This window comes from Corynebacterium sp. NML 120412 (genome assembly GCF_002285155.1).
Classification (GTDB): domain Bacteria; phylum Actinomycetota; class Actinomycetes; order Mycobacteriales; family Mycobacteriaceae; genus Corynebacterium; species Corynebacterium gottingense.
Window position 1 is genome coordinate 858,874 of the sequence record NZ_NSGL01000001.1, and the last position, 24,925, is coordinate 883,798.

The 24,925-nt window shown below is 65.5% G+C and carries 26 protein-coding genes; 13 read left to right on the plus strand and 13 right to left on the minus strand.

The window, feature by feature from the left end; translation table 11 throughout:
- Nucleotides 1–335: 335 nt before the first annotated feature.
- Both CKJ84_RS03920 and CKJ84_RS03925 read right to left on the minus strand, forming a co-directional pair.
- Nucleotides 336–1,700 (minus strand): MFS transporter, encoded by a 1,365-nt coding sequence (locus CKJ84_RS03920; protein WP_095546000.1) that lies wholly within the window; start codon nucleotides 1,698–1,700, stop codon nucleotides 336–338.
- Nucleotides 1,697–2,155 (minus strand): ThiF family adenylyltransferase, encoded by a 459-nt coding sequence (locus CKJ84_RS03925; RefSeq protein ID WP_095537752.1) that lies wholly within the window; start codon nucleotides 2,153–2,155, stop codon nucleotides 1,697–1,699. The genes CKJ84_RS03920 and CKJ84_RS03925 overlap by 4 nt, the downstream gene beginning before the upstream one ends.
- 29 nt (nucleotides 2,156–2,184) lie before the next feature.
- Between CKJ84_RS03925 and CKJ84_RS03930 the strand changes: the two genes are divergently transcribed.
- Nucleotides 2,185–2,946 (plus strand): helix-turn-helix transcriptional regulator, encoded by a 762-nt coding sequence (locus CKJ84_RS03930; RefSeq protein WP_198949232.1) that lies wholly within the window; start codon nucleotides 2,185–2,187, stop codon nucleotides 2,944–2,946.
- A gap of 217 nt (nucleotides 2,947–3,163) precedes the next feature.
- Here CKJ84_RS03930 and CKJ84_RS03935 read toward each other — a convergent pair whose 3' ends face one another.
- On the minus strand, nucleotides 3,164–4,321 hold the full coding sequence (locus CKJ84_RS03935; RefSeq protein WP_095546001.1) for a hypothetical protein: 1,158 nt from the start codon (nucleotides 4,319–4,321) through the stop codon (nucleotides 3,164–3,166).
- A gap of 183 nt (nucleotides 4,322–4,504) precedes the next feature.
- Complete coding sequence (locus CKJ84_RS03940) at nucleotides 4,505–5,122, minus strand: DUF3558 family protein (RefSeq protein ID WP_095546002.1); 618 nt, start codon at nucleotides 5,120–5,122, stop codon at nucleotides 4,505–4,507.
- Between the two features lie 440 nt (nucleotides 5,123–5,562).
- On the opposite strand from CKJ84_RS03940, the gene CKJ84_RS03945 reads away from it, so the two are divergent.
- From CKJ84_RS03945 to CKJ84_RS03970, 6 genes are all read left to right on the plus strand, one after another.
- Nucleotides 5,563–6,015, plus strand: a complete 453-nt coding sequence (locus tag CKJ84_RS03945) for an FGGY-family carbohydrate kinase (protein ID WP_095546003.1) — start codon at nucleotides 5,563–5,565, stop codon at nucleotides 6,013–6,015.
- 50 nt (nucleotides 6,016–6,065) lie between these two features.
- Nucleotides 6,066–7,232 (plus strand): YibE/F family protein, encoded by a 1,167-nt coding sequence (locus tag CKJ84_RS03950; protein WP_095546004.1) that lies wholly within the window; start codon nucleotides 6,066–6,068, stop codon nucleotides 7,230–7,232.
- A 19-nt stretch (nucleotides 7,233–7,251) separates the two neighbouring features.
- Nucleotides 7,252–8,067: a DUF1906 domain-containing protein gene (locus tag CKJ84_RS03955; protein ID WP_095546005.1), complete on the plus strand. Its 816-nt coding sequence runs from the start codon at nucleotides 7,252–7,254 to the stop codon at nucleotides 8,065–8,067.
- A 66-nt stretch (nucleotides 8,068–8,133) separates the two neighbouring features.
- Nucleotides 8,134–8,835, plus strand: a complete 702-nt coding sequence (locus tag CKJ84_RS03960) for a hemolysin III family protein (protein WP_095546006.1) — start codon at nucleotides 8,134–8,136, stop codon at nucleotides 8,833–8,835.
- A gap of 37 nt (nucleotides 8,836–8,872) precedes the next feature.
- The gene (locus CKJ84_RS03965; RefSeq protein WP_095546007.1) at nucleotides 8,873–9,670 is read left to right on the plus strand and encodes a YhfC family glutamic-type intramembrane protease; all 798 of its coding nucleotides are present in this window, start codon (nucleotides 8,873–8,875) and stop codon (nucleotides 9,668–9,670) included.
- Between the two features lie 10 nt (nucleotides 9,671–9,680).
- Nucleotides 9,681–10,529, plus strand: coding sequence for a polysaccharide deacetylase family protein (locus CKJ84_RS03970; RefSeq protein ID WP_233125476.1), 849 nt, complete (start codon nucleotides 9,681–9,683; stop codon nucleotides 10,527–10,529).
- Nucleotides 10,530–10,596: 67 nt separating this feature from the next.
- Here CKJ84_RS03970 and CKJ84_RS03975 read toward each other — a convergent pair whose 3' ends face one another.
- The 5 genes from CKJ84_RS03975 to CKJ84_RS03995 form a co-directional block, all read right to left on the minus strand.
- Complete coding sequence (locus CKJ84_RS03975; RefSeq protein ID WP_095546008.1) at nucleotides 10,597–12,246, minus strand: cation acetate symporter; 1,650 nt, start codon at nucleotides 12,244–12,246, stop codon at nucleotides 10,597–10,599.
- A 3-nt stretch (nucleotides 12,247–12,249) separates the two neighbouring features.
- Nucleotides 12,250–12,528 (minus strand): DUF485 domain-containing protein, encoded by a 279-nt coding sequence (locus tag CKJ84_RS03980; protein WP_095535787.1) that lies wholly within the window; start codon nucleotides 12,526–12,528, stop codon nucleotides 12,250–12,252.
- Nucleotides 12,529–12,913: 385 nt separating this feature from the next.
- Nucleotides 12,914–13,750 (minus strand): aldo/keto reductase, encoded by an 837-nt coding sequence (locus tag CKJ84_RS03985; RefSeq protein WP_095546009.1) that lies wholly within the window; start codon nucleotides 13,748–13,750, stop codon nucleotides 12,914–12,916.
- 13 nt (nucleotides 13,751–13,763) lie between these two features.
- Nucleotides 13,764–14,123: an FKBP-type peptidyl-prolyl cis-trans isomerase gene (locus CKJ84_RS03990; protein WP_095277137.1), complete on the minus strand. Its 360-nt coding sequence runs from the start codon at nucleotides 14,121–14,123 to the stop codon at nucleotides 13,764–13,766.
- Between the two features lie 122 nt (nucleotides 14,124–14,245).
- The gene (locus tag CKJ84_RS03995; protein WP_095277215.1) at nucleotides 14,246–15,559 is read right to left on the minus strand and encodes a citrate synthase; all 1,314 of its coding nucleotides are present in this window, start codon (nucleotides 15,557–15,559) and stop codon (nucleotides 14,246–14,248) included.
- A gap of 219 nt (nucleotides 15,560–15,778) precedes the next feature.
- Between CKJ84_RS03995 and serC the strand changes: the two genes are divergently transcribed.
- The 3 genes from serC (at nucleotide 15,779) to CKJ84_RS04010 (ending at nucleotide 18,989) form a co-directional block, all read left to right on the plus strand.
- The gene (serC, locus tag CKJ84_RS04000; protein WP_095546010.1) at nucleotides 15,779–16,915 is read left to right on the plus strand and encodes a phosphoserine transaminase; all 1,137 of its coding nucleotides are present in this window, start codon (nucleotides 15,779–15,781) and stop codon (nucleotides 16,913–16,915) included.
- Between the two features lie 97 nt (nucleotides 16,916–17,012).
- Complete coding sequence (gene sepH, locus CKJ84_RS04005; protein ID WP_095546011.1) at nucleotides 17,013–18,074, plus strand: septation protein SepH; 1,062 nt, start codon at nucleotides 17,013–17,015, stop codon at nucleotides 18,072–18,074.
- A 60-nt stretch (nucleotides 18,075–18,134) separates the two neighbouring features.
- Nucleotides 18,135–18,989, plus strand: a complete 855-nt coding sequence (locus tag CKJ84_RS04010) for a hypothetical protein (RefSeq protein WP_095546012.1) — start codon at nucleotides 18,135–18,137, stop codon at nucleotides 18,987–18,989.
- Here the strand turns inward: CKJ84_RS04010 and CKJ84_RS04015 are convergent.
- Both CKJ84_RS04015 and CKJ84_RS04020 read right to left on the minus strand, forming a co-directional pair.
- Nucleotides 18,986–19,789, minus strand: coding sequence for an RNA methyltransferase (locus CKJ84_RS04015; RefSeq protein WP_095546013.1), 804 nt, complete (start codon nucleotides 19,787–19,789; stop codon nucleotides 18,986–18,988). The genes CKJ84_RS04010 and CKJ84_RS04015 overlap by 4 nt on opposite strands.
- Nucleotides 19,790–19,796: 7 nt before the next feature.
- Entirely contained in the window at nucleotides 19,797–21,248 is a 1,452-nt protein-coding gene (locus tag CKJ84_RS04020) for an NCS2 family permease (protein ID WP_095546014.1), read from the minus strand.
- Nucleotides 21,249–21,405: 157 nt separating this feature from the next.
- On the opposite strand from CKJ84_RS04020, the gene CKJ84_RS04025 reads away from it, so the two are divergent.
- On the plus strand, nucleotides 21,406–22,092 hold the full coding sequence (locus tag CKJ84_RS04025) for a hypothetical protein (protein ID WP_095538227.1): 687 nt from the start codon (nucleotides 21,406–21,408) through the stop codon (nucleotides 22,090–22,092).
- Between the two features lie 10 nt (nucleotides 22,093–22,102).
- On the opposite strand, the gene CKJ84_RS04030 is transcribed toward CKJ84_RS04025, so the two are convergent.
- Nucleotides 22,103–22,807 (minus strand): DUF3027 domain-containing protein, encoded by a 705-nt coding sequence (locus tag CKJ84_RS04030; RefSeq protein ID WP_095546015.1) that lies wholly within the window; start codon nucleotides 22,805–22,807, stop codon nucleotides 22,103–22,105.
- Between the two features lie 58 nt (nucleotides 22,808–22,865).
- Between CKJ84_RS04030 and CKJ84_RS04035 the strand changes: the two genes are divergently transcribed.
- Together CKJ84_RS04035 and CKJ84_RS04040 are read left to right on the plus strand one after the other, a co-directional pair.
- Complete coding sequence (locus tag CKJ84_RS04035) at nucleotides 22,866–23,708, plus strand: glutaminyl-peptide cyclotransferase (protein ID WP_095546401.1); 843 nt, start codon at nucleotides 22,866–22,868, stop codon at nucleotides 23,706–23,708.
- Between the two features lie 23 nt (nucleotides 23,709–23,731).
- Complete coding sequence (locus CKJ84_RS04040) at nucleotides 23,732–24,259, plus strand: DUF2771 domain-containing protein (protein ID WP_095546016.1); 528 nt, start codon at nucleotides 23,732–23,734, stop codon at nucleotides 24,257–24,259.
- 21 nt (nucleotides 24,260–24,280) lie between these two features.
- Here the strand turns inward: CKJ84_RS04040 and CKJ84_RS04045 are convergent, their stop codons facing one another.
- On the minus strand, nucleotides 24,281–24,664 hold the full coding sequence (locus tag CKJ84_RS04045) for a cold-shock protein (protein ID WP_095535797.1): 384 nt from the start codon (nucleotides 24,662–24,664) through the stop codon (nucleotides 24,281–24,283).
- Nucleotides 24,665–24,925 lie beyond the last annotated feature (261 nt).

Sequence of the window (24,925 nt, forward strand, 5' to 3'; positions counted from 1 at the left end):
CCTTGCAGCGCGCCTCGGCTGCCTATGCATGAGAACGAAACTCCTGGAGCGTCCAGGAAAGACGCGCTCCGGAGCGTTCCTCGCCGAGACAGACCCGTACAGTGTCATTAGTTCGCCGGTGGTTTGCCCCAGTCAGGGCGCTTGGTTAGGTGCCACGACCCGCACGAGGGGCATTCGTAGATCCGCAGCGGCCCTGCCCGTCGCGACCATTTCAGTGCTACATGCACGGCGTCATCATAGTGCTCGTATTCGCGTTTACCAGTTTCGGAGCACAGTACGCGTTCGACTGGCGGCTTCTTCGACCTCCTCCGATGGTGCTTCATCACACAATGATTCTAAACTTCAGGTGTAACTGGCTCCTGTAGGTGACTGATGATGGTGGCAGCAACTACGAGCGCTGCGGCACCGAAGACTCCACCGGCGACCGCGACGGCTCTGTGGAAGCCTGTGAGGAACGCTCCACTGGCGACCATTTCGCCGAGGACTGCGACGCCGACGACACTGCCGGTCTGGCGGGCGGCATTGATGACTCCTCCTGCGATGCCGACATGTTCCGGCGGGGCCGAGGCCACTGCGGCCGAGGTCGCGGCCGGCATCGCGAAGGCCATCCCGAATCCAGCCGTGAAGGTCAACACCGCGACCACCACGTAAGGGGTTTCTGCGGTGAGCAGCACGAGGCTGCTGAAGCCGATCGTGCCGACTACCAGGCCGGTGAGCATGGTGGGGAACGCGCCCCACCGGGCGACGGCACGGCCGCCCAGCGGTGACGCGACCACGGCGCTGCACGCCTGTGGTGCCAGCGCGAGGCCTGCCAGCCACGGCTCGTATCCCAGGTACTGCTGGAAGAAGAGGGAGAGCACGAAGAGTTGTCCGAAGAAGCTGAAGTTGAGCGCGAGCCCTACCATTGCGGCCACGGAGAACCGGGCACGAGTGAACAAGGCCATCGGCAGCATCGGGTCCGGGTGTCGTCGCTCTGCGATGATGAACAGGGCGAGGAAGACGCCCCCGGCGATCAGCACGGCTACCTGCCAGGGTGACCATCCGTGTTCGCCTGCGGTGATGACTGCATAGGTTACTGCCACCAGCGTGAGCACGGAGAGCACCTGTCCGGGTAGGTCCACCCGTCTCGCGCGACTGCCCGTGAGCACGGGAATTGCCCACAAGGTGAGCAGACAGCCGATCGCGACGATGGGGAGGTTGACCCAGAACACCGCCCGCCACCCGATCGTCGACACCAGCGCTCCGCCCAGGACCGGTCCGATCGCGGCGGCAACACCTCCTGCGCCGCCCCACAGCCCGATGGCGCGTGCTCGTTCCTTCGGATCGTCGTACACAGCCGACAGCAATGCCAGAGAGCCCGGCACGATCGCTGCCGCGCCCACGCCCTGGACGGCGCGACCAGCGACGAGGAACCCGCCTGTGGGAGCGAGGGCGCACACGGCCGAGAGCACAGCAAAGACCACCAGGCCAGCGAGGTAGACCCTGCGGGCCCCGAGACGGTCGCATGCGGCCCCAGCTGTGAGAAGGAACGCGGCGAACACGAGGGTGTAAGCGTCGACGACCCACTGCAGTGAGCCCACCGTCATGTCGAGGTCAGTGCCGATCTCGGCGAGGGCGACATTGACGATGGTCGTATCGAGCATGACGATGAAGAAACCAAGGAGGGTCGCGACCAGCGCCGTGCGCCGATGCGCGGTCATACGCGAGACTCCAGCGAAGCCTCGGCGGGCGGGTGGCCGAAGTAGGTGCGCTTGCTCAGGTCTTGATCCCAGGTCCGGTAGGACCGGTCCAGCAGTGTCGGCAGCACCAGATCGAACAGGCGCCAGGACGCGGCGAAGTGCATGTCCCGGATCTCGGCCTTGTTGCGGCCGATCGTGTCTCGCCCGGCGCCGTACTGGCGTTGCACGTTAGTCAGGTCGAAGTGGTCGGGATCGGCCAGTTTCAGGTTGAGTGCGCCCATGCGCACCAGGCGGGCGGCTGCGGCACCGCCGATGCCCCCGGTGCCGACGATGCCGATCACGGCATCGCGCAACCGTGCTTGGCGTTCACGCTGTTCCTCGGTGGTGTCGCCGAGCCAACCCAGGTTGCGGTCAACGCGTTCCCAGTAGAAGTCCTCATCGTAGTGCCCGCGTAGCCGTTGGCGGTCCCCGTTCATCGCGATCGCTCCCTTCGTCTCCTGATGCAATGAATCTGGTGAGTTCAGACTACGTCTGCGATTGTTCGGTCGTCACCGAACAGTTCCGGGTGCACACTGGAGGCATGGTTGCGCGCGTGTTTCCTGAAGCGGTCCCGGATATCTCGACAGTCGCGTCGGCTCTGGCTGACTCGTCGCGGGCGGCCATGTGTGCTGCGCTCATGGACGGGCGGGCCTGGACGGTTGGTGAACTGGGCAGGTACGCGGGCCTAGCCCGGTCGACGGCGAGCGAGCATGTTGACGTGCTCGTCACCCACGGTCTCGTCCACGACATTCGGCAGGGCCGGCACCGCTACATTCGCCTGGCCGGGGAAGACATCGCACGAGTGGTCGAGAGCCTTGGCGTGGTCGCCCGCTCGCCCCTGCCCACTCCTCACAGCCTCAGCGCGTCACGGGCGAATGCGAACCTACGTGAAGGCCGCACCTGTTATCAGCACCTCGCCGGTAAGCTCGGGGTGCGCCTGGCTGAACAACTGGAAGAGCGCGAGTTCATCGACTCGCACTGTCAGGTCACTAATCAAGGTCATCGCTTGTTCATACAGTGGGGTGTGCCCCCGAAGATGCTCGACACGGGCAGGTCGTGCATGGACTCCACCGAACGCCGCTTCCACCTCGCCGGCCCTCTCGGCACGGGAATCTGCAAGACTCTGCTGGATAAGGAATGGCTTTCCCGCAGGGGTCGTACCCGGGCCGTGCGTCTCACTCCCGCCGGGCGGGCAGCGCTCAACGACGCGGGGATCTCCCTCAATTAGCCGTCCCCGAGGGCTTCAGTCGTTCTTTGGCACCGGCGTGACCTTTCGGACGATCGAAAGCCGGTGCCGGAGGTTCGATTCCTCTCTGGGGCGCAAAATCCCCCGCTGACCTGCGAAAATAGGTCAACGGGGGATGCTTTTTATCCGCGGACGTTGCTGCCAATCACCGTCGGCAGGACCAGCGGCGACTCACCGAGCAGCGCTTCCAGGCTGTCTCTTATACACACCTAGATGTGTATAAGAGACAGGGGTTGCGGCGCGGCCGGAGCAGGGCGAGGGCGGCGAACCCGCGGACGCGGGCCGCGAACCGCGCGGCGGTGCCCACCTGCTCGGTGACGATCTGCCCGAGCCCCGCGGAGGCGGCCTGCGTTGCTGCGGATCCGCCCGGCGCCTTCGCGGCCACCTGCTCAAGGACCTCTGGGTTTGGCATCCCGTACTCGGCCACGACGTGGGCTGGCGTTGCAGCGTTCCCGAGCGCGGAGAGGCCGGCGGCGGAGAAAGCGTCGCGAAGCGTGCGCGGCAACGGCGAATCCTCGAATGCGGCAACCACCGCTTCCGGCATGTCCGGCACCGCAAACCCGTTGCCCGGGATAGATCCGAGGTCAGGCAGCAGACGGTCAAAAACCGGGACCACCGGCTGCAGCGACGCGGTGAGCCGCGGCGGGAATACGCCCAGGTAGGAGCGCTCAAACGCGAGCCGCGACGGGCCCGGCAACCCCGCGTACACGGTCATCGCGCCGTGTGCCATGAGCTGCTCCGCGCCCGCGACCTGCGCGAGTCCCGCCGCATGTCCCTGCATCGCGACGGACCTGGCGACGTATTCTTGGCCGACGCGAGCGACGTCGCCAAGCTTATCGACGGCACGCGCCACAAACTCAGTATCCGCCGAACCAGCGAGCATCGCGGCGACCCCAGGCAGCTGCGCAATCACCGACTGGATCAGCGCCGCGTTCTGGCCCCAAAACGCGGCCGCCGCGGTGGCTTGCGCGACCTGCGTGGTCATCAACTGTCCATGGAGCACGGGTAACGACGCCTGCGCCCCAGCCGTCGGCCGCGGATTAGAAAAGTTCTTGGCGTTGTCATAGTGCGACATCGCCTGCGTCATCAGCCCAGACACGGCCCCCGCGCCGCCGGAGCGCTCCACCACGCCGATCGAGCCGAGAATTCCCGCGACGGAGTTGTCCGCCCGCGCCGTGTTCTCGGTGCTCACGCGGAGCACGTCGGCAATCGTCTGCAGCCACTCCCCCAGCACGCGGTTCGCCTCGGGCGCCGATGTCGACGACACCCGCGAGTGTGTCCGTCCCGCGCCGTCCAAGCCGGAGACCGGCGAGAAGGCGGCCATTCCGCCGTAGAACGAACCCGCTGCGCCATTCACAATGCTTTCCTTCAACGCTTCTAGATTTCTAGATGCGCTCAGCACGTTGTCGACATCTAGATTAATACAGTTCCCCATTTAATCCCCCTAAGTTATAGTCCCCCTGATCACTATTAGATTGTGATCACAGAAGTCGAATTTAGTTCTTTTCTGTAAATATTGCTAGGCCTGCAGGCCAAGTCCTCAGTCAGATTGGGAAGAACCGAATAGTGATTCGAGCCCTTCAAGTGCAATTGAGCATGCATCGAATCTGTCCTTTCCAATGCCACTTAGAGATATTCCGATGGACAACGCTCCCCTGTCCGTATCTACCTGTGCAAAACAAGAATTCGGGTCTAAGTCAGGATTCGTTAAGAGGTAGCTTCCATCAACGGCAGACTCGACGTATTGGACCTCATAGCCTCCTGCGTTTGCTGCCGTGTCGGCATTATTGGTCGTAGAAATAATGGACCTTGTCACTCCATGGTCCGGAGAGTGCGAGGCGCACCCCTTTGCAACGCCACCCGAAGCTCGTTCAATTGCTGGTTCGTTTTCAACCCCCGTAATCCCCGCCGCAGCAAATTCCTCTTCGGAGATCTCGGTGCAAGGATCGAAGAGGTCGTCGCCAAGCGTTTGCGGATCAAAGTCCCCGAGTTCGAGAGTCCCGCTTTCGAAATGGAATGCCGGAACCTCGGTAGTCCCCGGACTTGAAGCTGCTTCAGCCTCGGCGTGCTGCTCGAGCACCGCGTTCTGGTCGCCGCACCCCGCGAGAAGCGTCGCCACCAGAACCGCGCCAAGCACGATCGTCTTATACTTCCCCATCAATCCCCCATCTTGATCTGCTTTCAGGCCTCTCCATTATGGCCGACTTCTGTGACGTGCGCTACGCAAAACGGTTGCGATCGGCGTTGCGCTCTGCGGCCGCAGAGTGACATGTTCCATAAAACGGACCTACGCAAGGCCCAACTGGCAACAACCACCGCACCAGTTACAAAGACGTGGGGTTGCCCGCGGTCAAGTCCCGTGGAGTGGTGTAGCCGTCTAACTTTCGGCTCGGTTTGAAGTTCAGGGTTGGGTTAGGCGGCTAGCTGGTGTTGGTCACCATGGTTGTCTCCTGTGCGGTGCATGCGGTGTTTGGTGTGTTCGAGTGCGGATAGGGACATGGAGCGTTTTTGCTGGGTCGTCCGTACAAGCGGACAAAAGCGAGCAACAACAGCAGAATCAAGATCACACTTCGACCGCGCACAATCACCTAACCGTTAGTGCTTCCGTTCTTCACCGGCGAGCGTTCCACGGGCTGGGCCGCCACCGCGCAGGCGCAGCTCTTGGGCGTCACTGCGGCAACCACACCAGCCGACCTGTGGCGGGGTGTGTTTGAAGGCATCGCAATGTCGTATCTGCGCGCCTACGAGCAGCTCAAGGAGGCAGGCGCGCTCCCCGAGCGCGTCGTGGCCTCCGGTCGTGTCACGGCCGACCACCCGACATGGCTGTCGGTGCTCGCAGATACGCTCGGCTGCGAGGTCGTTCCCCTGGAGATGAAGCGCGCCACTCTACGTGGCACCGTGCTCATCGCGCTGGACGTCGTCGCCCCCGAGGTGCGGCGGGCAACCCCGCCGTTCGGGCAAGGCCACCGCAGCGTCAATGCACACCGCGAGTACTTCAGGGAGCTCCGCGACCGCTTCGAAGCGGCGTATCGCGCGCTTGTCGTGAAGTAGCTTTACAATCAGTCTGATTGTCCCAGCACTGATCTCACAAGGGAGCTCCGTTGGCACGCCACGCAACCCAGTCCTCACCGTCTCCGCTGCGCACGGCGCGCGGCGTGCTCGCAGCGTTCCTCGCGATTGCGGGCGTCGTCACCGTAGCCGGGCTCGCACTACTGTGGCCGGGCGGCAAGCACCCGGAGGTCCTGCCCGGGTTTGAGCAGACACAGACGTCGACGGCTGAAACTGTGAAGGCCACCGTCATTGAACATTCGGTGGCTCCCTGTGGTGGCGTCGCAACGCCAAACCACCCTGAGTGCGACTTCTTACGCGTCGAGCTCGAATCCGGGGGAACCACAACCATCGAGGCTGCCCAGCAGCCGGGCACCCCAGAGCTTTCGGTCGGCGACCGCGTAGTGCTCTCAGTGCAGCACAACCCTAAGACTTCGTATTCTTTCCTCGACATGGACCGCTCGGTGCCGCTCGGCCTGTGGCTCGCGCTCACGCTGCTGGTGGTGGTTGCCGTTGGGGCGTGGCGCGGCTTGCGCGCAATCTTCGGTCTGCTGTGCACCTTACTTGTCATCTTCGGCTTCCTAGTCCCCGGGCTTCTGCTCGGCTACAGCCCCGTGGGGCTTTCCCTGGTGACGGGTGCCGCGGTGCTGTTCCCTGTCATTTTTGTTGTGCACGGCAGGAATTGGAAGTCCGCGTCGGCCCTGGCCGGCACCCTGACGGCGCTGGGGCTTGCGGCGCTCGCGGCACACCTCGCCATCGACACGACGCAGCTTCGCGGGCTTGCCGACGAAAACAACCTCCTCATTCACATGTACCTCCCCCAGGTGCAAGTGCCAGGGATCATGCTCGCCGGATTCATCATCGGCGCGCTCGGCGTGCTCAACGACGTCACCATTGCACAGGCCTCGACGGTGCAGGAGCTGTACGAAACTTCACCCGATGCGCGGCCCCGCGCCGTGTTCGCCTCCGCAATGAAGGTCGGCCACGATCACATCGCCTCGATGGTCTATACCCTGGTGCTGGCATACATGGGCGCTGCCCTCCCGCTGTCGATGCTGCTCCAGGTCGCCGATCGTCCCCTCACACAGGTGCTCACCTCCGACGTGGTGGCCACCGAGATCATGCGCTCGAGTATCGGCGCGATCGCATTAGTCCTGGCGGTGCCGATCACCACGGCGATTGCCGCATGGACGATCCGCGCTCCCCAACCCACACCGTAATGTTGCTAGAGTCACGGTTGTGACTACTTTCAATCGACGCCGCCTCCTTCAAACCACCGCACTCGCAGTCGCGGGCGCAACCCTTGGCTCCACCGTGCAAGCCCACGCACAGTCCCGCATCCTCGGCACCGTGATCGACTACTCAGCGGGCGTCCCGTCCGGCGCAGCCGTCAAGGCCGCCGGGCACATGGGCGCGGTCCGGTACGTCTCCCAGCCCCGCCCCGGCGCGGAATGGATGAAGGGTAAGCCGGTCACCATCGGCGAGACCCAGGACTTCGCCGCCAACGGGCTGGCTACCGCGTCGGTCTACCAGTTCGGGCGGGCGGAGACTGCGGATTGGAAGGAGGGGGCGGCTGGCGTCGCTAAGCATGCCCCGCAGGCGATCCGCCTCCACCAGGCTGCGGGCGGACCGAACGGCCGGCCGGTCTACATCGCGATTGATGACAACCCCACTCGCGACCAGTACGTCAACCAGATCCGCCCCTACCTGCAGGCATTCCAGCTCGCACTGAAGGCGGCCGGGCTGCTCACCGGTGTGTACGGCAACTACAACGTGATCCAGTGGTGCGTCGAAGACCGCATCGGCTCGTTCTTCTGGCAGCACGACTGGGGCTCCAACGGTCGACTGCACCCCAGCGCCAGCATCCACCAGAAGGCTGGGTTCGTCGGCACGGTGGGCGGCGTGCAAGTGGACATCAACAACGTGTACGCCTCCGACTGGGGCCAGTGGACCCCGGGGCGCGCAAACCCGCTGCCCATCCCGGACATCAACGCCCTGGTCCAGGGGTCGAGCCAGCTCTCGTCGCAGGTGGATTGGCGGCGTTTCCTGCCGTAGGCGGGGGCGTCGATAGGCGAAACCGCGCTAGGGTGAGTCCCAGGTACACCAGCACTCGGGAGAATCATGACAGCGTTGCGCGAAGGACAGATTCAGCGTTCTTACATCGTGGCTGACCGCGGGGAGCGGCCCATCATCCGCGGGTGGTTCCACCTCATTGCGGCGGCGCTGTCCGCGCTGTCGTCGGCGGTGCTCATCACGTTTGCGTGGATGACGCTGCACTGGTACGAAGCGCTCGGCGTCACCCTCTACGGCGCGGGCGTCGTGCTCCTCTTCGGCGTCTCCTCCGCGTACCACCTGGTGCCCTGGCGGACCACGGAGGCCGTGCAGTGGTGGCGGCGGGCGGATCACGCGACGATCTCCATCTTCATCGCCGCGACGTACACGCCGCTGTGCCTCATCGTCTTCGCGCCGAAGACCGCAGCAATCATGCTCACCGTGGCGTGGCTTGGCGGCGTGGGTGGGGCAATCCTCAACCTGGTCTGGATCAACCACCCGCGTTGGCTGGACGTGGTGGTCTACGTTGGGCTCGGCTGGATCATCGTCCCGCTGATCCCCACGCTGTGGCACTCCGCGGGCCCGGCCGTCGTGTGGCTACTGTTCGCCGGCGGGATCGTCTACACCCTCGGCGCGCTCATCTACGGCTTCAAATGGCCCGGCCGCACCGCCCGCTACTACGGCTACCACGAGCACTTCCACACGGCGACGATCGCCGCTGCCGTCTGCCACCTGGTAGCGATCTGGATGGTCGTGGTGCAAGCCGGCTGAGCGCATTTGCAGGCCAAGGGTTGGTAGCCTCTCCCCCATGACCCCAATCGTTCTCGTGAGCCTGCAGCTCATCGGCATCGTCGTCATCGTCCTGGCCGCGTGGTTCCTCGGCAAGAAGCTCCTCGGCTACCCGTGGTCCGCGCTCGGATGGGGCGTCCTCGCGTTCCCCCTCTCGCAGGTATTCCGCTTCCTGCTCATATACCCGGTCAACATGCTGTGGGGAGCTATTTTCGACGCCCACACAGCCCTCATCGCCACAACGCTGACCCTCATCGCCACCTCCGGCCTGTTCGAGGAGACGACCCGCTGGGTGGTCATGCGCTTCTGGGCCAAGCGCACTCGCGCCTGGCGCGACGGCGTCGGCTTCGGCCTCGGCCACGGCGGGATCGAGGCACTCCTCACCATCGGGTCTGCGAGCATCAACAATATTGTCCTGCTCCTCGCCGCGGACCAGATCCTGGAGGCCGTCGAATCGCAGCAGAACCCTGAGGCCACCGAAGCGGTCAACCAACAGATCGACGCGGTTCACAGCATCACCGCCGCGCTGGCAAGCATGAGTCTCTACGAGCGCATCCTGGCCATCACCCTCCACGTCGCCATGTCGGTCCTCGTGCTGCGTGCGGTTCGCGAGCACCGCTGGGTCCTGTGGCTCGCCGCCGTAGCCATCCACATCGCGTTCAACTCGATCGCGGTCGGCATGATGCAACTCGGACCGGCGGCGATGTACTCCGCTCTGACCGTCAGTACGCTCGCCCTCCTGTGGGCACTGCTCAAGGGGCCGCTGTCGCGCAAGGCCGTCGAGACGAAGCCAGCGGAACCCCCGCTGACCGCTTAAGCTCTCTCGTGTGAATCGACGTACCGCGCTGCTGACTATCGCCTCCGGCCTGGCGCTCGCCGCCTGCGAGGCGGAGCGAAGCACGCGCCCCGTCCAGCGGACCTCGCGCTCTTCACAGCCGAGCCAGACGCAGACGAGTCAGCCACGGCCGAGCACGCCCGCCGCGCTGCGCTTCCCCTCCCCCGCCGCCTACGCGGACGCGCAGCCGACGCAGTTTGGCATGCACTTGCCGGGGATCACGGATTTTCTCCCCACCCAGCCCCCGCTGCGCACCCTCGCGCTCACCTTCGACGCGTGCGGTGGCGAGGTGGACCACGCGCTGGTGGATACTCTGCGCGAGCTCCGCGTCCCCGCCACCCTGTTCCTCGCCGGCCCGTGGATCCAGGCGCACCCGGACCTCACCCGCGAGTTGGCCAACGACCCCCTCTTCCAGCTGGAAAACCACGGGGCCCGCCACCTCCCGCTGAGCGTAAACGGCCAGCACGTCTACGGCATCCCGGGCACCGCAAGCCCCGCCGAGGCGATTCAGGAGGTCGCCGAGAACGCGGAGACGCTGCGCGCCTTCGGGGTCAACTCCACCTGGTTCCGGGCCGCCACCGCCCACTACGACGACATCGCGGTGCGCATCCTCGCCGACAGTGGCGCGCGTATCGCCGGGTTTGCCACCAACGGTGATTTCGGCGCCACCGCCTCCCCCGCCCAGGTCACGCAGCAGATCCGCCACGCTCCCGACGGCGCGATCGTCCTCATGCACATGAACCACCCGCAGTCGGGCACCGCCGCCGGCGTGCGCCAGGCCATCGAGGAGCTCCACGGCCAGGTCCGCTTCGTCCAGCTCGGCGAGGGCACCCCCGCTTAACGACGCCAACGCCGACCCAACTTCAACGTCAGGCCGGCGTCGCACGCGGATGGAGTGTTTTGTGTGGCTAGTGGTCGACCGGAGCCTCCACGCCCACACCGGTCAGGGAGCGGACCTCCATCTCGGCCTGCTTCTCCTCAAAGTTGTCCGGCTTGCCCATGAAGGTGCCAATGATGCCGGCAAGGAAGCCGAGCGGGATGGACACGATGCCCGGGCTGGACAGCGGGAAGATGGCCCAGTCGGCGTTGGGGAACATCGCGGTCTCCGCGCCGGAGACTGCCGGGGACAGGAAGATCAGCACCAGGGCGGAGATGAGGCCGGTGTAGATGGACACGACCGCGCCGGTGGTGTTGAACCGCTTCCAGTACAGGGAGAACAGGATGGTCGGCAGGTTTGCGGACGCCGCGATGGCGAACGCCAGGGAGACCAGGAACGCCACGTTCTGGGACATCGCCAGGATGCCCAGGATGATCGAGACGATGCCCAGGATCACCACGGTGATGCGGGAGACGCGGACCTGCTCGTCCTCGGTGGCCTCGCCGTCACGGATCACCGAGGCGTACACATCGTGCGCGATGGACGCGGAGGCGGTGATGGCCAGGCCGGAGACCACGGCGAGCACCGTTGCGAAGGCGACCGCGGAGATCAGCGCCATGAAGAAGGAGCCACCCAGCTCGAACGCCAGCAGCGGGGCCGCGGAGTTCGCACCGCCGGGAGCGGCGAGGATGCGGTCCGGGCCGACCAGGGCTGCGGCTGCGTAGCCCAGCACCAGGGTGAACAGATAGAACACACCGATGAGCACGATGGCCCAGGTCACGGACTTGCGCGCTTCCTTCGCGGTGGGCACGGTGTAGAAGCGCATCAGCACGTGCGGTAGGCCCGCGGTGCCGAGCACCAGGGTGAGGCCGAGCGAGATGAAGTCAATCTGCTTGGTCAGGGTCGCGCCGTACTTCAGGCCCGGCTTCATAATCTCTTCGGCTTCGTAGCCCTTCGACGCCAGGTAGTCGGAGGCGGCGTGGGCGCTGATCGCATCGTCGAAGAGCGTGTTCATGCCGCCGCGGATCTTGACAAACACCAACACCGTCATCACGGCAACACCGGCAACGAGCAGCACGGCCTTAATCATCTGCACGTAGGTGGTGCCCTTCATACCGCCAACAAGGACGTAGACGATCATGATCACGCCGACGATGCCCACGCAAATCGCCTGGGCGGAGTAGCTGTGCAGGTTCAGGAGGACCGAAACCAGCGAGCCCGCGCCCGCCATCTGGGCGATGAGGTAGAACAGCGACACGAACAGGGTGCCAAACGCCGCGGCGACGCGCACCGGCTTCTGGCGCAGGCGGAAGGACAGGACGTCCGCCATGGTGAAGCGGCCGACGTTGCGCAGCGGCTCTGCCACCAACAGCAGGGCGACGAGCCACGCGACGAAGAAGCCGATGGAGTACAAGAAGCCGTCGTAGCCGCTCAGCGCGATGGATCCCACAATGCCCAGGAAGGATGCGGCGGATAGGTAGTCGCCCGCAATAGCCAGGCCGTTCTGGGTACCGCTGAAGGAGGAACCACCGGTGTAGAAGTCGGCGGACTCGCTGGTCGTCTTACCAGCGCGGGTCACCACGTAGAGGGTGACGATGATGAAGATGGCAAAGACCGCAATGTTCAGCAGCGGGTTGCCGGCGCCGTCCGCCTCTGGCGCCGCGAGGATGTATTCCTGCATGTGTTAGCCCTCCATGACTTCTCGGATGTGAGCCGCGCGCGGCTCCAGGTTTTTGTTCGCCCACTTCACGTACACCCAGGTGATGAGGAACGTGGTGAAGAACTGCGCCAGGCCGAGCCACAGCCCGACGTTGAGCCCGAGGAAGGGCGTGGCCATTGCCTCCGGCATCAGCGTCGCCACGACCACGAAGACGAGGAACCAGAGGAAGAACGCCACCGATACGGGGAACGTAAATCCACGGAACGTCTTGCGGAGGTCTTGGAATTCGGGACTGCGCTGCATAGCCACAAATTCGTCGGGGGTGGGTTCCCGACGTTGTGGGATGGAAGTCGATCCAGTCACGGCTTCTATCCTTTCTTGTCTTGTACAAGTTCACGAGTGCTCTGTTTGCAATGTCTGCAGAGGCGGACCAGCACGGCTTGCAGCATCATGATGTGCCACCTTCAACTCGACACACTGGATGTTACCTACCCCACACGCGGGCCATGTGTGATTACCAGATAACGTTTTCGTGCTAACGTGACCCCGACGCTCAAAACATGCTTTTAGCAGGAAAAACCAATGATCATACGACTACCCCCGTACAGCGCCCCTCCCCCGCCAAAACGCGCAGCAAAAAGGGCCTACCCGCCATCGGGTAGACCCTCCGTGTGCGCTGAGTGGACCGCTACTCCACGTCTCCGGGGAACGTCAGCGGATCGCCGGACATGCGCTCACCCTGCACGCCGTCGAGGGCGGCCACGTCGGCGTCGTCAAGCTTGACGCTCAGCGCGCCCAGGTTTTCCTCCAAGCGTGCGGGGTTCGCCGTCTTCGGCACGACGGACACGCCCATCTGCAGCAGGTACGCCAGCACGACCTGGGCGGGCGTCACGCCATGCTTGTCCGCAACACCGGCGATGGCGGGATCGTCGAAGTTCTTCCCGCGCGCCAGCGGAGCCCACGCCTCGGTGACGATGCCGTGCTCGGCGTGGTACTCGCGCAGCTCCGGCTGGGTGAACCCGGCGTGCAGCTCGACCTGGTTGAGCACCGGCGTAACACCGGTGGCCTTGGTGATCTCGTCCAGGACCTCCGGGTAGAAGTTGGCCACACCAACGGACTGCAGCTGGCCCATCCCCTGGAGGTGCACCAGCTCCTCAAAGGCCGACACGTAGAGCCCCTTCTGCGGCCACGGCCAGTGGACCAGGTAGAGGTCGATGAACTCGAGGTCCAGACGCTTGAGCGACTCCTGGTATGCGGCCGCGACGCGGTCCTGGTCGTCGTTCCACAGCTTGGTGGTCACGAACAGGTCCTCGCGGGTGACATCACCGGCCGAGATGGCGTCGTTGAGCGCCTTGCCCACGGCCTCCTCGTTGCCGTAGAAAGAGGCGGTGTCGATGTGACGGTAGCCGAGCTCGATGGCGCGGCGGATGACCTTGTTCACGTCCTCGTCGGAAAGCTTGTAGGTGCCCAGGCCGAGGAGCGGGAAATCGTAGCCGTCGTTGAGCGTGGTGACTGGGATGCGCATGCGTGGTCCTCTCTTAGCGGACGTCGATCAAGTCGATGACAAAGACGAGGGTACGCCCAGCGAGCGGGCTGGGGGCACCCGCAGGACCGTAGCCTTTCTCCGGCGGGACGATCAGCTCGCGGCGGCCGCCGACCTTCATGCCGGGGATGCCCTCCTGCCAGCCTTCAATCAGGCCGCTGAGCCAGAACTCTGCCACGCTACCGCGGTCCCACGAGGAGTCGAACTCCTCGCCAGACTCGTAGAACACGCCGAGGTAGTGCACCTTGACGTAGCCGCCTGGCACCGCTTCAGCGCCGTCACCGACAACGAGGTCATTGATGACCAGGTCTTTCGGCGCCGGCTCGTTCGGAACAGTGATGGTCGGCTTTTCCATGTATGTGAATTCTCCTTGAAGAAACAATCGTGAAAATGCGAAACCGCCGAGAACGGTTTTCCCCGAAGTATAAGGGAAATCTCATTCTCGACGGTTATCCGCGCCTGCTACCTGCGGTTTTCCTATCGCTGGTCGCGCGGGATGAAGTCGCGCTGCTGGTAGCCGGTGTAGATCTGGCGCGGGCGGTTGATCTTGGTGTTCATCTCCAGCTGCTCGCGGTACTGCGCGATCCAGCCCGGGAGGCGGCCGATGGCGAAGAGGACCGTAAAGAAGTCGGTGGGGAAGCCCATCGCACGGTAGATCAGGCCGGTGTAGAAGTCCACGTTCGGGTAGAGCTTGCGGGAGACGAAGTAATCGTCCTTCAGGGCGATCTCCTCGAGCTTCATCGCCAGGTCAAGCAGCTCGTCGCCGCCCAGGTGCTCGAGCACCTCGTGCGCGGTCTCCTTGACGATCGCGGCGCGCGGGTCGTAGTTCTTGTACACGCGGTGGCCGAAGCCCATCAGGCGGACGCCCTTTTCCTTGTTCTTCACGCGGTTCATGAAGTCGGTGGCGTCGCCGTCGTGGTTCGTCTTGATGTCCTCGAGCATCTCCAGCACCGCCTGGTTTGCGCCGCCGTGCAGCGGGCCAGCCAGCGCGTTGATGCCGCCGGCGATGGAGACGAACATGTTCGCCTGCGCGGAGCCGATCATGCGGACGGTGGAGGTGGAGCAGTTCTGCTCGTGGTCAGCGTGCAGGATCAGCAACTTGTCCAGCGCCTTGACCAGGACCGGGTCGACCTCGTACGGCTCGGTCGGGTAACCAAACATCATGCGCAGGAAGTTCTCGCGCGCGTTGAGCGAGTTATCCGGGTACATGTACGGCTTGCCCTGCGATGCGCGGTAAGCGTACGCAGCCAGCATCGGCACCTTTGCCATCAGGCGCACGGTGGCCTTGTCCAGCTGCTCCTCGTCCAACGGGTCGAGCTGGTCCTGGTAGTACGCGGAGAGGATGTTCACCGAGGAAGCCAGCACGGCCATCGGGTGCGCGTTGCGCGGGAAGACGTTGAACGCCGCCTTAAAGTCCTCATCCAGCAGCGTGTGGTGGCGAATCTCGGTGTTGAACTTCTCCAGCTCATCCGTGGTCGGCAGCTCGCCGCGGATCAGCAGGTAGGAGACCTCGTTGAAGCTGGCGTTGTTGGCCAGGTCCGCAATGTCGTAACCGCGGTAGCGCAGAATGCCAGCGTCACCGTCAATGTAGGTGATCTTGGACTCGGTGGAACCTGTGGAAACGTAGCCCGGGTCGAAGGTCACCAGGCCGGTCTCGCCCAGCATCTTGCCAAGGACAACGCCGTCGTTGCCCTCGGAAGCCTTCATGATGTCCATCTCGTACTCGCCACCCGGGTAGTGGAGTACCGCCTTCTCGTTGTTCTCAGTAGCCACAGTGTGCCTTTCCACGATTGATCGCGTTGTTCGGCGCAAGCCGAAGAATTACCTCCGCCATCCTAGCAAAGTTTGTGATCCGTATGACAAGTAGCCGTGAGCAGCCCGTCCGCCACACAGCCCACAACAGCAATCGCCAGAATCTGTGAAACTAAACTGTTCCACCCCCGTTTTGTCATGCATTATATTATGCATTGCACTGCAAGTTTCCCGGCTCCAAACGAGGAAAGACGCCACATGAGCACCTACCCCACCCTCCCCTCCAACCTGATCCCCACCGACGGCCGCTTCGGGTGCGGTCCGTCCAAGGTCCGCCCGGCGCAGCTCGAAGCGATCGCCCGCGGCGCGGACGTGATCGGTACCTCCCACCGCCAGCCGGCGGTGAAGAACCTGGTGGGCGAGGTCCGCGAGGGGCTCGCCGCGCTCTTCGACCTGCCGGACGGCTACGAGGTCGTCCTCTCGCTCGGCGGCGCCACCGCCTTCTGGGATGCCGCAACCTTCGGCGTGATCAAGCAGCGGTCCGCACACCTAACCTTCGGCGAGTTCTCCTCCAAGTTTGCCAAGGCCGCTGCGAAGGCGCCCTGGCTCGACGAGCCGCGGCTCGTTCAGGCCGACCCCGGATCCGCCCCGAGCCCCGCCGAGTTCAACGGCCTCGACAGCGAGGACGCCGACGTCGTCGCCTGGGCCCACAACGAGACGTCGACAGGCGCCATGGTGCCCGTCACCCGCCCCGACACCGAAGCGCTCGTGCTTATCGACGCCACCTCGGGCGCCGGGGGACTCCCCGTTTCCATGCAGGACGCGGACATCTATTACTTCTCCCCGCAGAAGTGCTTCGCCTCCGACGGCGGCCTGTGGCTGGCGGCGATGAGCCCCGCCGCCCTCGACCGCATCGCCGAGGTCAAAGCGTCCGACCGCTTCATTCCCGCGTTCCTGGACCTGCAAACCGCGGTGGACAACTCACGCAAGAACCAGACCTACAACACCCCCGCCGTCGCCACGCTGCTCATGCTGGCGGAGCAGTTGTCGTGGATGAACGCGAACGGCGGCCTGGACGGCATGGTCGAGCGCACCTCCGCAAATGCGCAAGCGCTCTACGGCTGGGCCGACGCACACGAGCTAGCCGCCCCCTTTGTCCAGGACCCCGCGCAGCGCTCCCTCGTCGTGGGCACGATCGACTTTGATGCGCGCGTCGACGCCGCCGAGCTGGCCAAGGCGCTCCGCGCCAACGGCATCCTGGACACCGAGCCCTACCGCAAGCTGGGCCGGAACCAGCTGCGCATCGGTATGTTCCCGGCGATTGAGTCGCAGGACGTGCGCACGCTCACGCAGGCGATCGATTGGTTGCTCGGCCAGGGCGTCGGCCAAAAGTAACGACAACCCGAGGGCCAGCACAAACGCCCCGTGTCTACCGCAGCGCCCCGGCGGGGTGCGCTAGGCTGGGGTGAACTGACCGGGCGAAGGGAGATCCATGCGCGAGCTGCACCTGATGGCAGATGAATCGACGGCGAAGTTTTTTGTGCTTCGTGACGCAGACGGCGTGAGCTTCCAGATCGCCCGCTCCGAGTTTGACAGCGTCTACAGTGCCGACAGTGCCCCCGATGTCGCCGACACGCCCGCGTCCGGCAGCACCATCCACCCGCTCCACCCGGCGCCGACCGAGGCCGAGGACGCGCCCGCAGAAGCACCGGAGCCGCAGGAGGCGCCAGAGCCCTCTGAACCCTCAGAGCCCTCAGTACCCGACGACACCCCGGAGTACAGCGCCTTGAGCCAGATGGCCAAGCAGCGCCCCCTGCCGGAGCCGGACCCGCTCCTGTCCACTCCCCTTTCCCTCCCGCCGAAGGAAATCCAGGCGCGCATCCGCGCCGGCGCGACGGCCGCCGAGCTGGCGCAGGAGATGGGCGTGGCGGAAAGCCGCGTCGACCCCTACGCCCACCCCGTCATGCTGGAGCGCGCGCAGATCGCGGAGGCCGCCAAGCAATCGCACCCGGTTCGCGACGACGGCCCCGCGAAGCTCTCCCTGTTTGAGATCCTTGCCACCGCGTTCGCCGCCCGCGGCCACTCGCTGAGCGAGGCGGAGTGGGACGCCACCCGCCAGCCGGGCGACGCGTGGGTCGTGCACCTGCGCTGGCGCGCCGGCCTGACAGAGAACGAGGCGCAGTGGACGCTGCAACGCTCGATGGGCGCGACCGCGTCGACAGAGGCGCGCAACGGCGTCGCGGCAGATCTCACGGACCCCAACTTTGTGCAGCCGGTGCGCTCGCTCACCGCGGTGAGCGCGGACGACGGCGAAGCACCGGAAGAGCTCAACGCGCCGGAAGCCAACGAGGCCGACGGCGAAACCGGCGCGCCGGCCGATCCCACTGCACCCACCACGCCCACCACGCCAACAGAGTCCGCAGTGACCGAGGGCGATTTCCTGCAGCACCCGGAGAGCCAGGCCCCGCAGAAGCGGCGCCGCAAAGCAGTGACCCCGCACTGGGAAGACGTCCTACTCGGGGTCCGTACAAATACCAAGCGCCCAAAGAAGTAGCGGGCGAACACGCCGAGCAAAGGCCGCGCAGCGGACGCCACATTCCTTAAACTAAGTGACATGTCATACCCTGCCATTGTGACCGTGTGGTTTGTCAGCACTGACGACCCCGCTGCCGTGCTGCGCTCCGAGCCGAAGGCCGATCGCGGCTTCGGCCGCAAACTGCTCAGCCAGATCAACCCCGCCTGGCCGATCACCCCGATCGGCGAGTTCCCCCTCAACCGCTCCTCCACCCCGGGGCCGGACGAGTTCTACATCGCGGGCTACCCGGGCGTCGCCGTCGTGCAGACCTTCGTGGAGTCGATGGACACCGTGACCGACGCCTCCGAGGTCACCGCCCACCTCCGCGAGGCGCTGCCGGCGACAGACACCTACGTGTTCGCGCAGGGCACGGACTCGGACTACGCCGGATTTGCCCACTACACGAGCACGCAGGTACGCCGCGCGCTGGCCGCGACCCGCGAGGTAGTGCTCGAGGACGTCGGCCTGCCCGACCCGTTCGAGGCCCCCTACTGGGCGGGCGAGAAAGCGGAGCAGCTGGGAGGGATCACGCTCCCCTTCGAGCCGTCGGGCCTCACCGATGCGGCGCAGGAGGCCTGGCTGGGTGTCCCCGTCAGCCCGGAGGGGCCGGACGTGCACGTGGTGGGCTACGCCATCGACGGCCGCCCGGAGCCGAAGATCGGCCCGGCGAAGCCGCGGACCAAGTCGGTCAATGAGGTCGCCGCCCGCTTCGCAGATACGGAGAAGGACTACGACGACTACGAGGTCGAAGCCCCGGAGGAGGACGGGCACGAGTTTGCGCAGCTTGCCGACGCCTCCCTCGCCGCCACCAAGCGCATCGGCCGCGGCCTCTCGCGCCGCCTCAAGCGACTGGCGGCGCAGATCCAGGACCGCATCCGGCACTCGGACCGCTAAGACCGGGAGCGCTGCGCCTCGTAGAACGCAATCGCGGCTGACGTCGCCACGTTCAGCGAGTCGGTTCCCGGCGCCATGGGGATCTTTGCGCGCACGTCGGTCGCGGCCATGGCGTGGCGCGTCAGGCCCGGGCCCTCCCCACCGACGAAGAATGCGATCTTGTCGTGATCTTCCACGGCCTCGCGCAGCAGCACTGCGTCGTCGGCCGGGGTGAGCGAAACAAGCCACCATCCGTCGTCCTTGAGCTCCTGCAGGGAGCGCTGCCAGGTCGTGGTCGTGCCCTCGAGGTGCGCAAACGGGGTGCGCAGGACGTGGCCCATGGAGACGCGCACGCTGCGGCGATACAGCGGGTCGGCGGTCGCCGCGCCGAACAGGACGCCGTCCACGCCCATGCCCGCCGCGTTGCGGAAGATGGACCCAATGTTTTCGTGGTCGCCCACGCCCTCCAGGATGACAAGCGTGCGCGCGCCGTCGAGGACCTCGGCGACGCTGCGCTCGGGCGCCTTGTCCGCGGAGGCGAGCAGGCCGCGGTGCATGTCGTAGCCGGCGACCTCGCCCATGATCTTCCGGGTGATCTCGTAGACCGGGATCTCGCGGCGCTCGAGCTCCTCGCCGTAGTCCTGAAGGAAGGATTCGAGCCGGCCGCCGAAGCCGTAGATGGCGCGGACCGGGAAGCGGGACTCCACGAGACGGCCCGCGACGAGCGGGCCCTCGGCGAAGACCAGCCCTTTCTCCTTATCGGAGTGTTTGAGGTCGCGGATGTCGTCAAGGCGGGGGTCCTGGGGGTCGTCGATAAGCATGAATCTCCTAGCTCAGTGCGGCGAGCAGCGGGCCCTGCGCGAAGTAGACCACGAACAGGGCCGAGATGAGCCACATGATCCAGTGGATCTGCTTGTGCTTGCCGGTGAACACGGCCATCACGGTGAACGCGATGAAGCCGACGCCGATGCCGTTGGCAATGGAGTAGGTCAGCGGCATGACGATGATGGTGAGAAACGCCGGGAAGGCGACGTCGAAGCGGGTCCAGTCAATGCTGCCCACCTGCATCATCATCAGGGCGCCCACGACGACGAGGACCGGTGCTGCGGCCTCGATGGGCACCATCTCATACAGCGGGGTGAAGAACATGGCGGCGAGGAAGAGCACGCCGGTGACCACGTTGGCCAGGCCGGTGCGCGCGCCGTCGGCGATGCCTGCGGAGGAGTCGACGAAGACGGTGTTGGAGGACGAGGAGGCGGCGCCGCCGAGCACCGCGCCGAAGCCCTCGACAACCAGGGCGCGCTTCATGTCGGGCAGGTTGCCGTGCCCGTCGGTCACCTCGGCCTGGCGGCCGAGCGCCGTCATGGTGCCCATCGCGTCGAAGAAGTTGGCGAGGACCAGGGTGAACACCAGCAGCGAGGCGGCGACAACACCCAGGTGCACGAACGCGCCCGCCAGGTCGATGTTGCCCACGAGCGACAGGTCGGGGACGCCGCCGAGCGAGCTGGGCAGCTCCGGCACGGCGAGCGACCAGCCGTGCGGGTCATCCGCGGAGGAACCGGCGCCGGCGAAGTGCTCCACGATCAGGGAGATGATGGTGGTGATGACGATCCCGATGAACAGTCCGCCAGGCACGTTGCGTGCGACCATGAAGCCGCAGATGATCAGGCCGATGACGAAGACGAAGGTGGGCCAGGAGGCGATGGAGCCGCTAAAGCCCAGCTGGACCGGCACGGTGGTCATTGCTGCATCGGGCACGCGGCGGACAAAGCCCGCGTCCACGAGGCCGATCATGGCGATGAACATGCCAATGCCCACGCTCATGGCCACCTTCATGGAGTCCGGAATCGCGTCAAATACCGCGGTGCGGAAGCCGGAGATGGCGAGCAGGACGATGATGATGCCGTCGATGACCACCAGCCCCATGGCCTCCGGCCAGGTCAGCCCCTGCTGCCCCACGAGCGTGACGGCCACGAGCGTGTTCAGGCCGAGGCCGGTGGCGATGCCGAAGGGGTACTTGGCAATCACGCCGAAGAGAATGCTCATCACGCCCGCGGCGAGCGCGGTCACGGCGGCGACCTGCGGGATTCCCAGCACCACGCCGTCGCGGTCCGCGCTGGTGCCCAGGATCAGCGGGTTGAGCAGCACGATGTAGGCCATTGCGAAGAAGGTAACTACGCCGGCGCGGATCTCCGTGCCGACGGTGGAGCCGCGTTCGTTGATGTGAAAGAATCGGTCAAGCCCGCCCTGCGGCGAGGCGTTTGAGGTGACGGTACTCACGTCGGATGTTCTCCCCTATCCCTTTCAGGATGATTGAATTATGAATGGCACGGCCTGGATACATACAGCCGTTTCCGTGACATAGACTGTCACTTTTCTTGGCATTTTTACAAATACGACCATTGCAACCACTGCCCCACCCACGGAAAGGCCCGCGGTGCACTCATTCACCTTCGTCGTGCAAGAGGGGGCGGTTGTCGACGCCGCCGCGTACACCTCCGAGCTGCGCCACCTCGGCGTGTCCACCGCCGAGATACATCGGCTCCGCCTCCGCCTAAGCCTGGTGGGTGGTACGCGCCGCGCGGTCCTCGTGGTCGAGGGCAGCTCGGCCTCCCTCGAGCTTCGCCCGCTGGCCCCTATGCCGCTGGAGATCGCGGTCGCCGCCCAGCCGGTGCGCGACGAGCGCACCACCCCCGCCTTTGTCGGCCCGGACCTGGGGTGGCAGCGGCTCGAACTCGCTCAGGCGGGGGCCGATGAGGGCCTGCTTGTCGACGCCACGGGCCGGGTCGTCTCCGCCATCATGAACCCCCTCCTCCTGCTCAGGCACGGGGCCGCGTACGTATCGAGCCACGAGCACACCTCCGCCTCGATCGCGCTCGACGGCGTGGTGGACATTCTCGCTGGACAGGGCGTCGAGGTACGCCACCTCGACGGCGGCTTCGTCCGCTCGGACCTGCTCACCAGCGAGGTGTGGGTGGTCGACCCGCTGTGCGGCGCGCGCCTGGTCACGTCGTGGCTGGAGTACGGGACGCGGCGCCCGGCACGCCGCTGGGTGGAGCGCCGCGAAGTGCCGACGCACCGTGAGGTCAACGAGCTGCGCCGCGGGCGGGCGACACCGCTTTAGGCAAGCCGCGCTAGAGCCCGACGGAGTCCACCGTCGTATCGGCGTGGGCGCCGCACCCGTAGGACGCGGCGACGACGTGACCGTCAGCCGAGTACTCGTTGGTGCACACGCCGAAGCTGTCGCCGACCGGCTCGCCCATCGGGACGTAGAACGCGCAGCTGCGGCAGTGCAGCGCTGCCTTCTCTGCAAACTCGCTGTTGGGGCCGTAGTCGCCGGTGCGCCAGCGCTTCTCCGCGTCGCTGAGCCCCTTTTCGGTGAGGTAGTGCTTCGTTTCCCGCCCCGGGAACGTGACGGCGTGGCGGGAGAAGGAGTCTTCGGTGAGGCGATCGTCGTCAGGCGCGATCTCGATGATGTCGCCCGGGCCGAGGTCGCCGGGGCGCAGCCGCTCGGAGTACGGCACCCAGTCGGGCGCTTCGAGCGCGCCGGCAGCGGGCATGAGCGCGAGCTCGTTGATGGTCACCCAGTCGGAGCCCGTGGCGCAGGCGACGACGACGTTCCATTCCCAGCCGGGGTACCCGGGGACCTGCGCGGCAAACCGATGCGTCGCGACGTTGTGGCTCAACCCGCCCACGCCGATGTGCTCACCGATTTCCTCGGGCTGCGCGATCTCTTCGAGCGCTTCGCGCGCGGTGTCGATCGCGTTGGCGCTGAGCAGTGGCGTGGCCGCGTCGGGCCGCTTGCGGGAGCGTTTGTTGGAATGTGACACGCTCACCATTATGCGCGACACCGGGCGCACGAGTACAGCGGGTGTGCAGGTGGTGCAAGATAGGGGCATGATCTTCACTCGCCGCGCAGCCGCAGTAGCCGCTGCCTCCCTTGCCGTCTGCGCATCGCTGACCGCGTGCGACGACGACACCGTGCCCGACGCCCTGCCCGACACCGTGCCCGACACAGTGCCAAATGCTGCCCCCGAGCGCCTGCGCGCGGTCGTGCAGGAGCGCTACGATTTCGACCCCACCAGCTTTACCCAGGGCCTGGAGGTGGACCAGGACGGCTCGCTGCTGGTGGGCACCGGGCAGGAGGGTGAGTCCCGCATCTACCGGCGCTCGCTCGACGGCGCCGAGTCGCAGTCGGTGGACCTGGACCCGGAGCTGTTCGGCGAGGGCATCACCCGCGTGGGCGATGCGCTCTGGCAGCTCACCTGGCAGGACAACACCGCCATCCGCCGCGACGCCTCCACGCTGGAAGAGACGGGTCGCGTCTCCTACGAGGGCGAGGGCTGGGGCCTGTGCAATCGGGGCGAGGAGCTCATCTTCTCCGACGGCTCTGCGGAGCTGCGCCGCATGGATCCGGATTCGCTTGAGGAGCGCGAGCGGTTCCGCGTCACCTCCGACGGCGCCCCCGTCACCGGGCTCAATGAGCTCGAGTGCGTGGGCGACGACATCTACGCCAACGTGTTTACCACCACGGATATTGTGCGCATCGACGCCAACTCGGGCGAGGTCACAGCGCTTATCGACGCCTCCGCGCTCCCCAACCACGCCTCCCCCGACCCGAACAACGTACTCAACGGCATCGCACACCTGCCGGGCACGGACGAATTCCTGCTGGCCGGCAAGCGCTGGCCGGACCTGTACCGGGTCACTTTCGAACCGGCCGACGGCCAGTCCGGCTAGCGCACCCGGTTACACTGGCGCGCATGGCATCTACGGCAAAACAGTCCGGAGCGGCGTCGGGTGGCGGCGCGCTGAAGCAGATCGCGGTCATCGCCGTGCTCGTGATTGTGCTGGTCGGGGGCATCTACGCGTTCTTGGAGTGGCAGCGCTCCGCGCCGTCGACACCGGTGCACGACGTCCGCGTGCAGGTCGCCGCGGGGGACAATTCGCAGGAGCTGGCGCCGTACACGGTCTGCCCGCTGGATGAGCAGTGCGACGGCGGCGAGCCGCCCGCGCTTGAGCTGGGCGACGCGACCGAGCTGCGATTCAACGTGCCGGAAGAGATCTCCAGCTCCGGGTGGCGCCTGCTCACCATCTACGACGACCCCGCGGCGAACAACGAGCAAGTGTTTCAGTCGAACGAGTCCAACGAGCAGACCGTGCAGGCGGTGACGGAGTCGGGCGCGCGCCTCGTGGTTGCGGAGGTCTCGGCGCTGGAAATAGATCGTGGCGAGGACGGGGAAGAAATCCCTGTCCTCGCCACGTGGTCGGTTGGTGTGGGTGACGCGTAGGCGTCGATAAGCAATGCCCCGCTACGCGTCGAGCTCGCGGGCCACGGCGCGCAGGATCTCCGCCACCTGGCGGGATTCCTTGCGGTCCGGGTAGCGGCCGTTGGTCAGCGCCGGCTGGACCTCGGTCTCAATCATGGTCATCACGTCAGCGAGCATGCTCCCCAGCTGCTCCGGGGTGTGCTTGTGCACGGGGCGACGCTTCGGCGTCTCCAACACCTTCACTCGCAGCGCCTGCGGGCCCTTGCGCCCGGCCGCGAAATCGAACTCGATGCGCTGGCCGGGGACGAGCTCCTCGACGCCGTCGGGAAGCACGGACTTGCCAATAAAGACGTCCTCTTCACCCGGGTTGGATGCGAAGCCGAAGCCCTTGTCGGCGTCGAACCACTTCACCTTTCCGATAGGCATAATGCATCTTCCTTTACTCGTATCGTGCCCGTAAGGGCGTTCCCTTCACCTTAACGAAAGAGGTGATCGTACCCATCCACCTCCTCCCGCTTCCAAACCGCACCACTGTGGCGTAACTCACTGAATATTTCTGCAACGCCTTGACCAGCGCTTTCGGGGCCACGCTTGTCGACGCCACGCCTCACCGACACCCGTTTCGTACCCATTGCGTGACTCAATCGTTATAAACCGCTAGGCTGACCCGCAACGCTAGACAGGCAG

Excerpts from the sequence above, each read along its gene's own strand:
- serC (WP_095546010.1), top strand. The coding sequence starts at position 15,779 with ATGAGCACCTACCCCACCCTCCCCTCCAACCTGATCCCCACCGACGGC.
- CKJ84_RS03920 (WP_095546000.1), bottom strand. The coding sequence starts at position 1,700 with ATGACCGCGCATCGGCGCACGGCGCTGGTCGCGACCCTCCTTGGTTTC.
- CKJ84_RS04015 (WP_095546013.1), bottom strand. The coding sequence starts at position 19,789 with ATGCTTATCGACGACCCCCAGGACCCCCGCCTTGACGACATCCGCGAC.
- CKJ84_RS03985 (WP_095546009.1), bottom strand. The coding sequence starts at position 13,750 with ATGCGCATCCCAGTCACCACGCTCAACGACGGCTACGATTTCCCGCTC.
- CKJ84_RS03940 (WP_095546002.1), bottom strand. The coding sequence starts at position 5,122 with ATGGGGAAGTATAAGACGATCGTGCTTGGCGCGGTTCTGGTGGCGACG.
- CKJ84_RS03990 (WP_095277137.1), bottom strand. The coding sequence starts at position 14,123 with ATGGAAAAGCCGACCATCACTGTTCCGAACGAGCCGGCGCCGAAAGAC.
- CKJ84_RS03925 (WP_095537752.1), bottom strand. The coding sequence starts at position 2,155 with ATGAACGGGGACCGCCAACGGCTACGCGGGCACTACGATGAGGACTTC.
- CKJ84_RS04035 (WP_095546401.1), top strand. The coding sequence starts at position 22,866 with ATGATCTTCACTCGCCGCGCAGCCGCAGTAGCCGCTGCCTCCCTTGCC.
- sepH (WP_095546011.1), top strand. The coding sequence starts at position 17,013 with ATGCGCGAGCTGCACCTGATGGCAGATGAATCGACGGCGAAGTTTTTT.
- CKJ84_RS04010 (WP_095546012.1), top strand. The coding sequence starts at position 18,135 with ATGTCATACCCTGCCATTGTGACCGTGTGGTTTGTCAGCACTGACGAC.
- CKJ84_RS04030 (WP_095546015.1), bottom strand. The coding sequence starts at position 22,807 with ATGGTGAGCGTGTCACATTCCAACAAACGCTCCCGCAAGCGGCCCGAC.
- CKJ84_RS03960 (WP_095546006.1), top strand. The coding sequence starts at position 8,134 with ATGACAGCGTTGCGCGAAGGACAGATTCAGCGTTCTTACATCGTGGCT.
- CKJ84_RS04040 (WP_095546016.1), top strand. The coding sequence starts at position 23,732 with ATGGCATCTACGGCAAAACAGTCCGGAGCGGCGTCGGGTGGCGGCGCG.
- CKJ84_RS03975 (WP_095546008.1), bottom strand. The coding sequence starts at position 12,246 with ATGCAGGAATACATCCTCGCGGCGCCAGAGGCGGACGGCGCCGGCAAC.
- CKJ84_RS04045 (WP_095535797.1), bottom strand. The coding sequence starts at position 24,664 with ATGCCTATCGGAAAGGTGAAGTGGTTCGACGCCGACAAGGGCTTCGGC.
- CKJ84_RS03980 (WP_095535787.1), bottom strand. The coding sequence starts at position 12,528 with ATGCAGCGCAGTCCCGAATTCCAAGACCTCCGCAAGACGTTCCGTGGA.
- CKJ84_RS03930 (WP_198949232.1), top strand. The coding sequence starts at position 2,185 with ATGAATCTGGTGAGTTCAGACTACGTCTGCGATTGTTCGGTCGTCACC.
- CKJ84_RS03965 (WP_095546007.1), top strand. The coding sequence starts at position 8,873 with ATGACCCCAATCGTTCTCGTGAGCCTGCAGCTCATCGGCATCGTCGTC.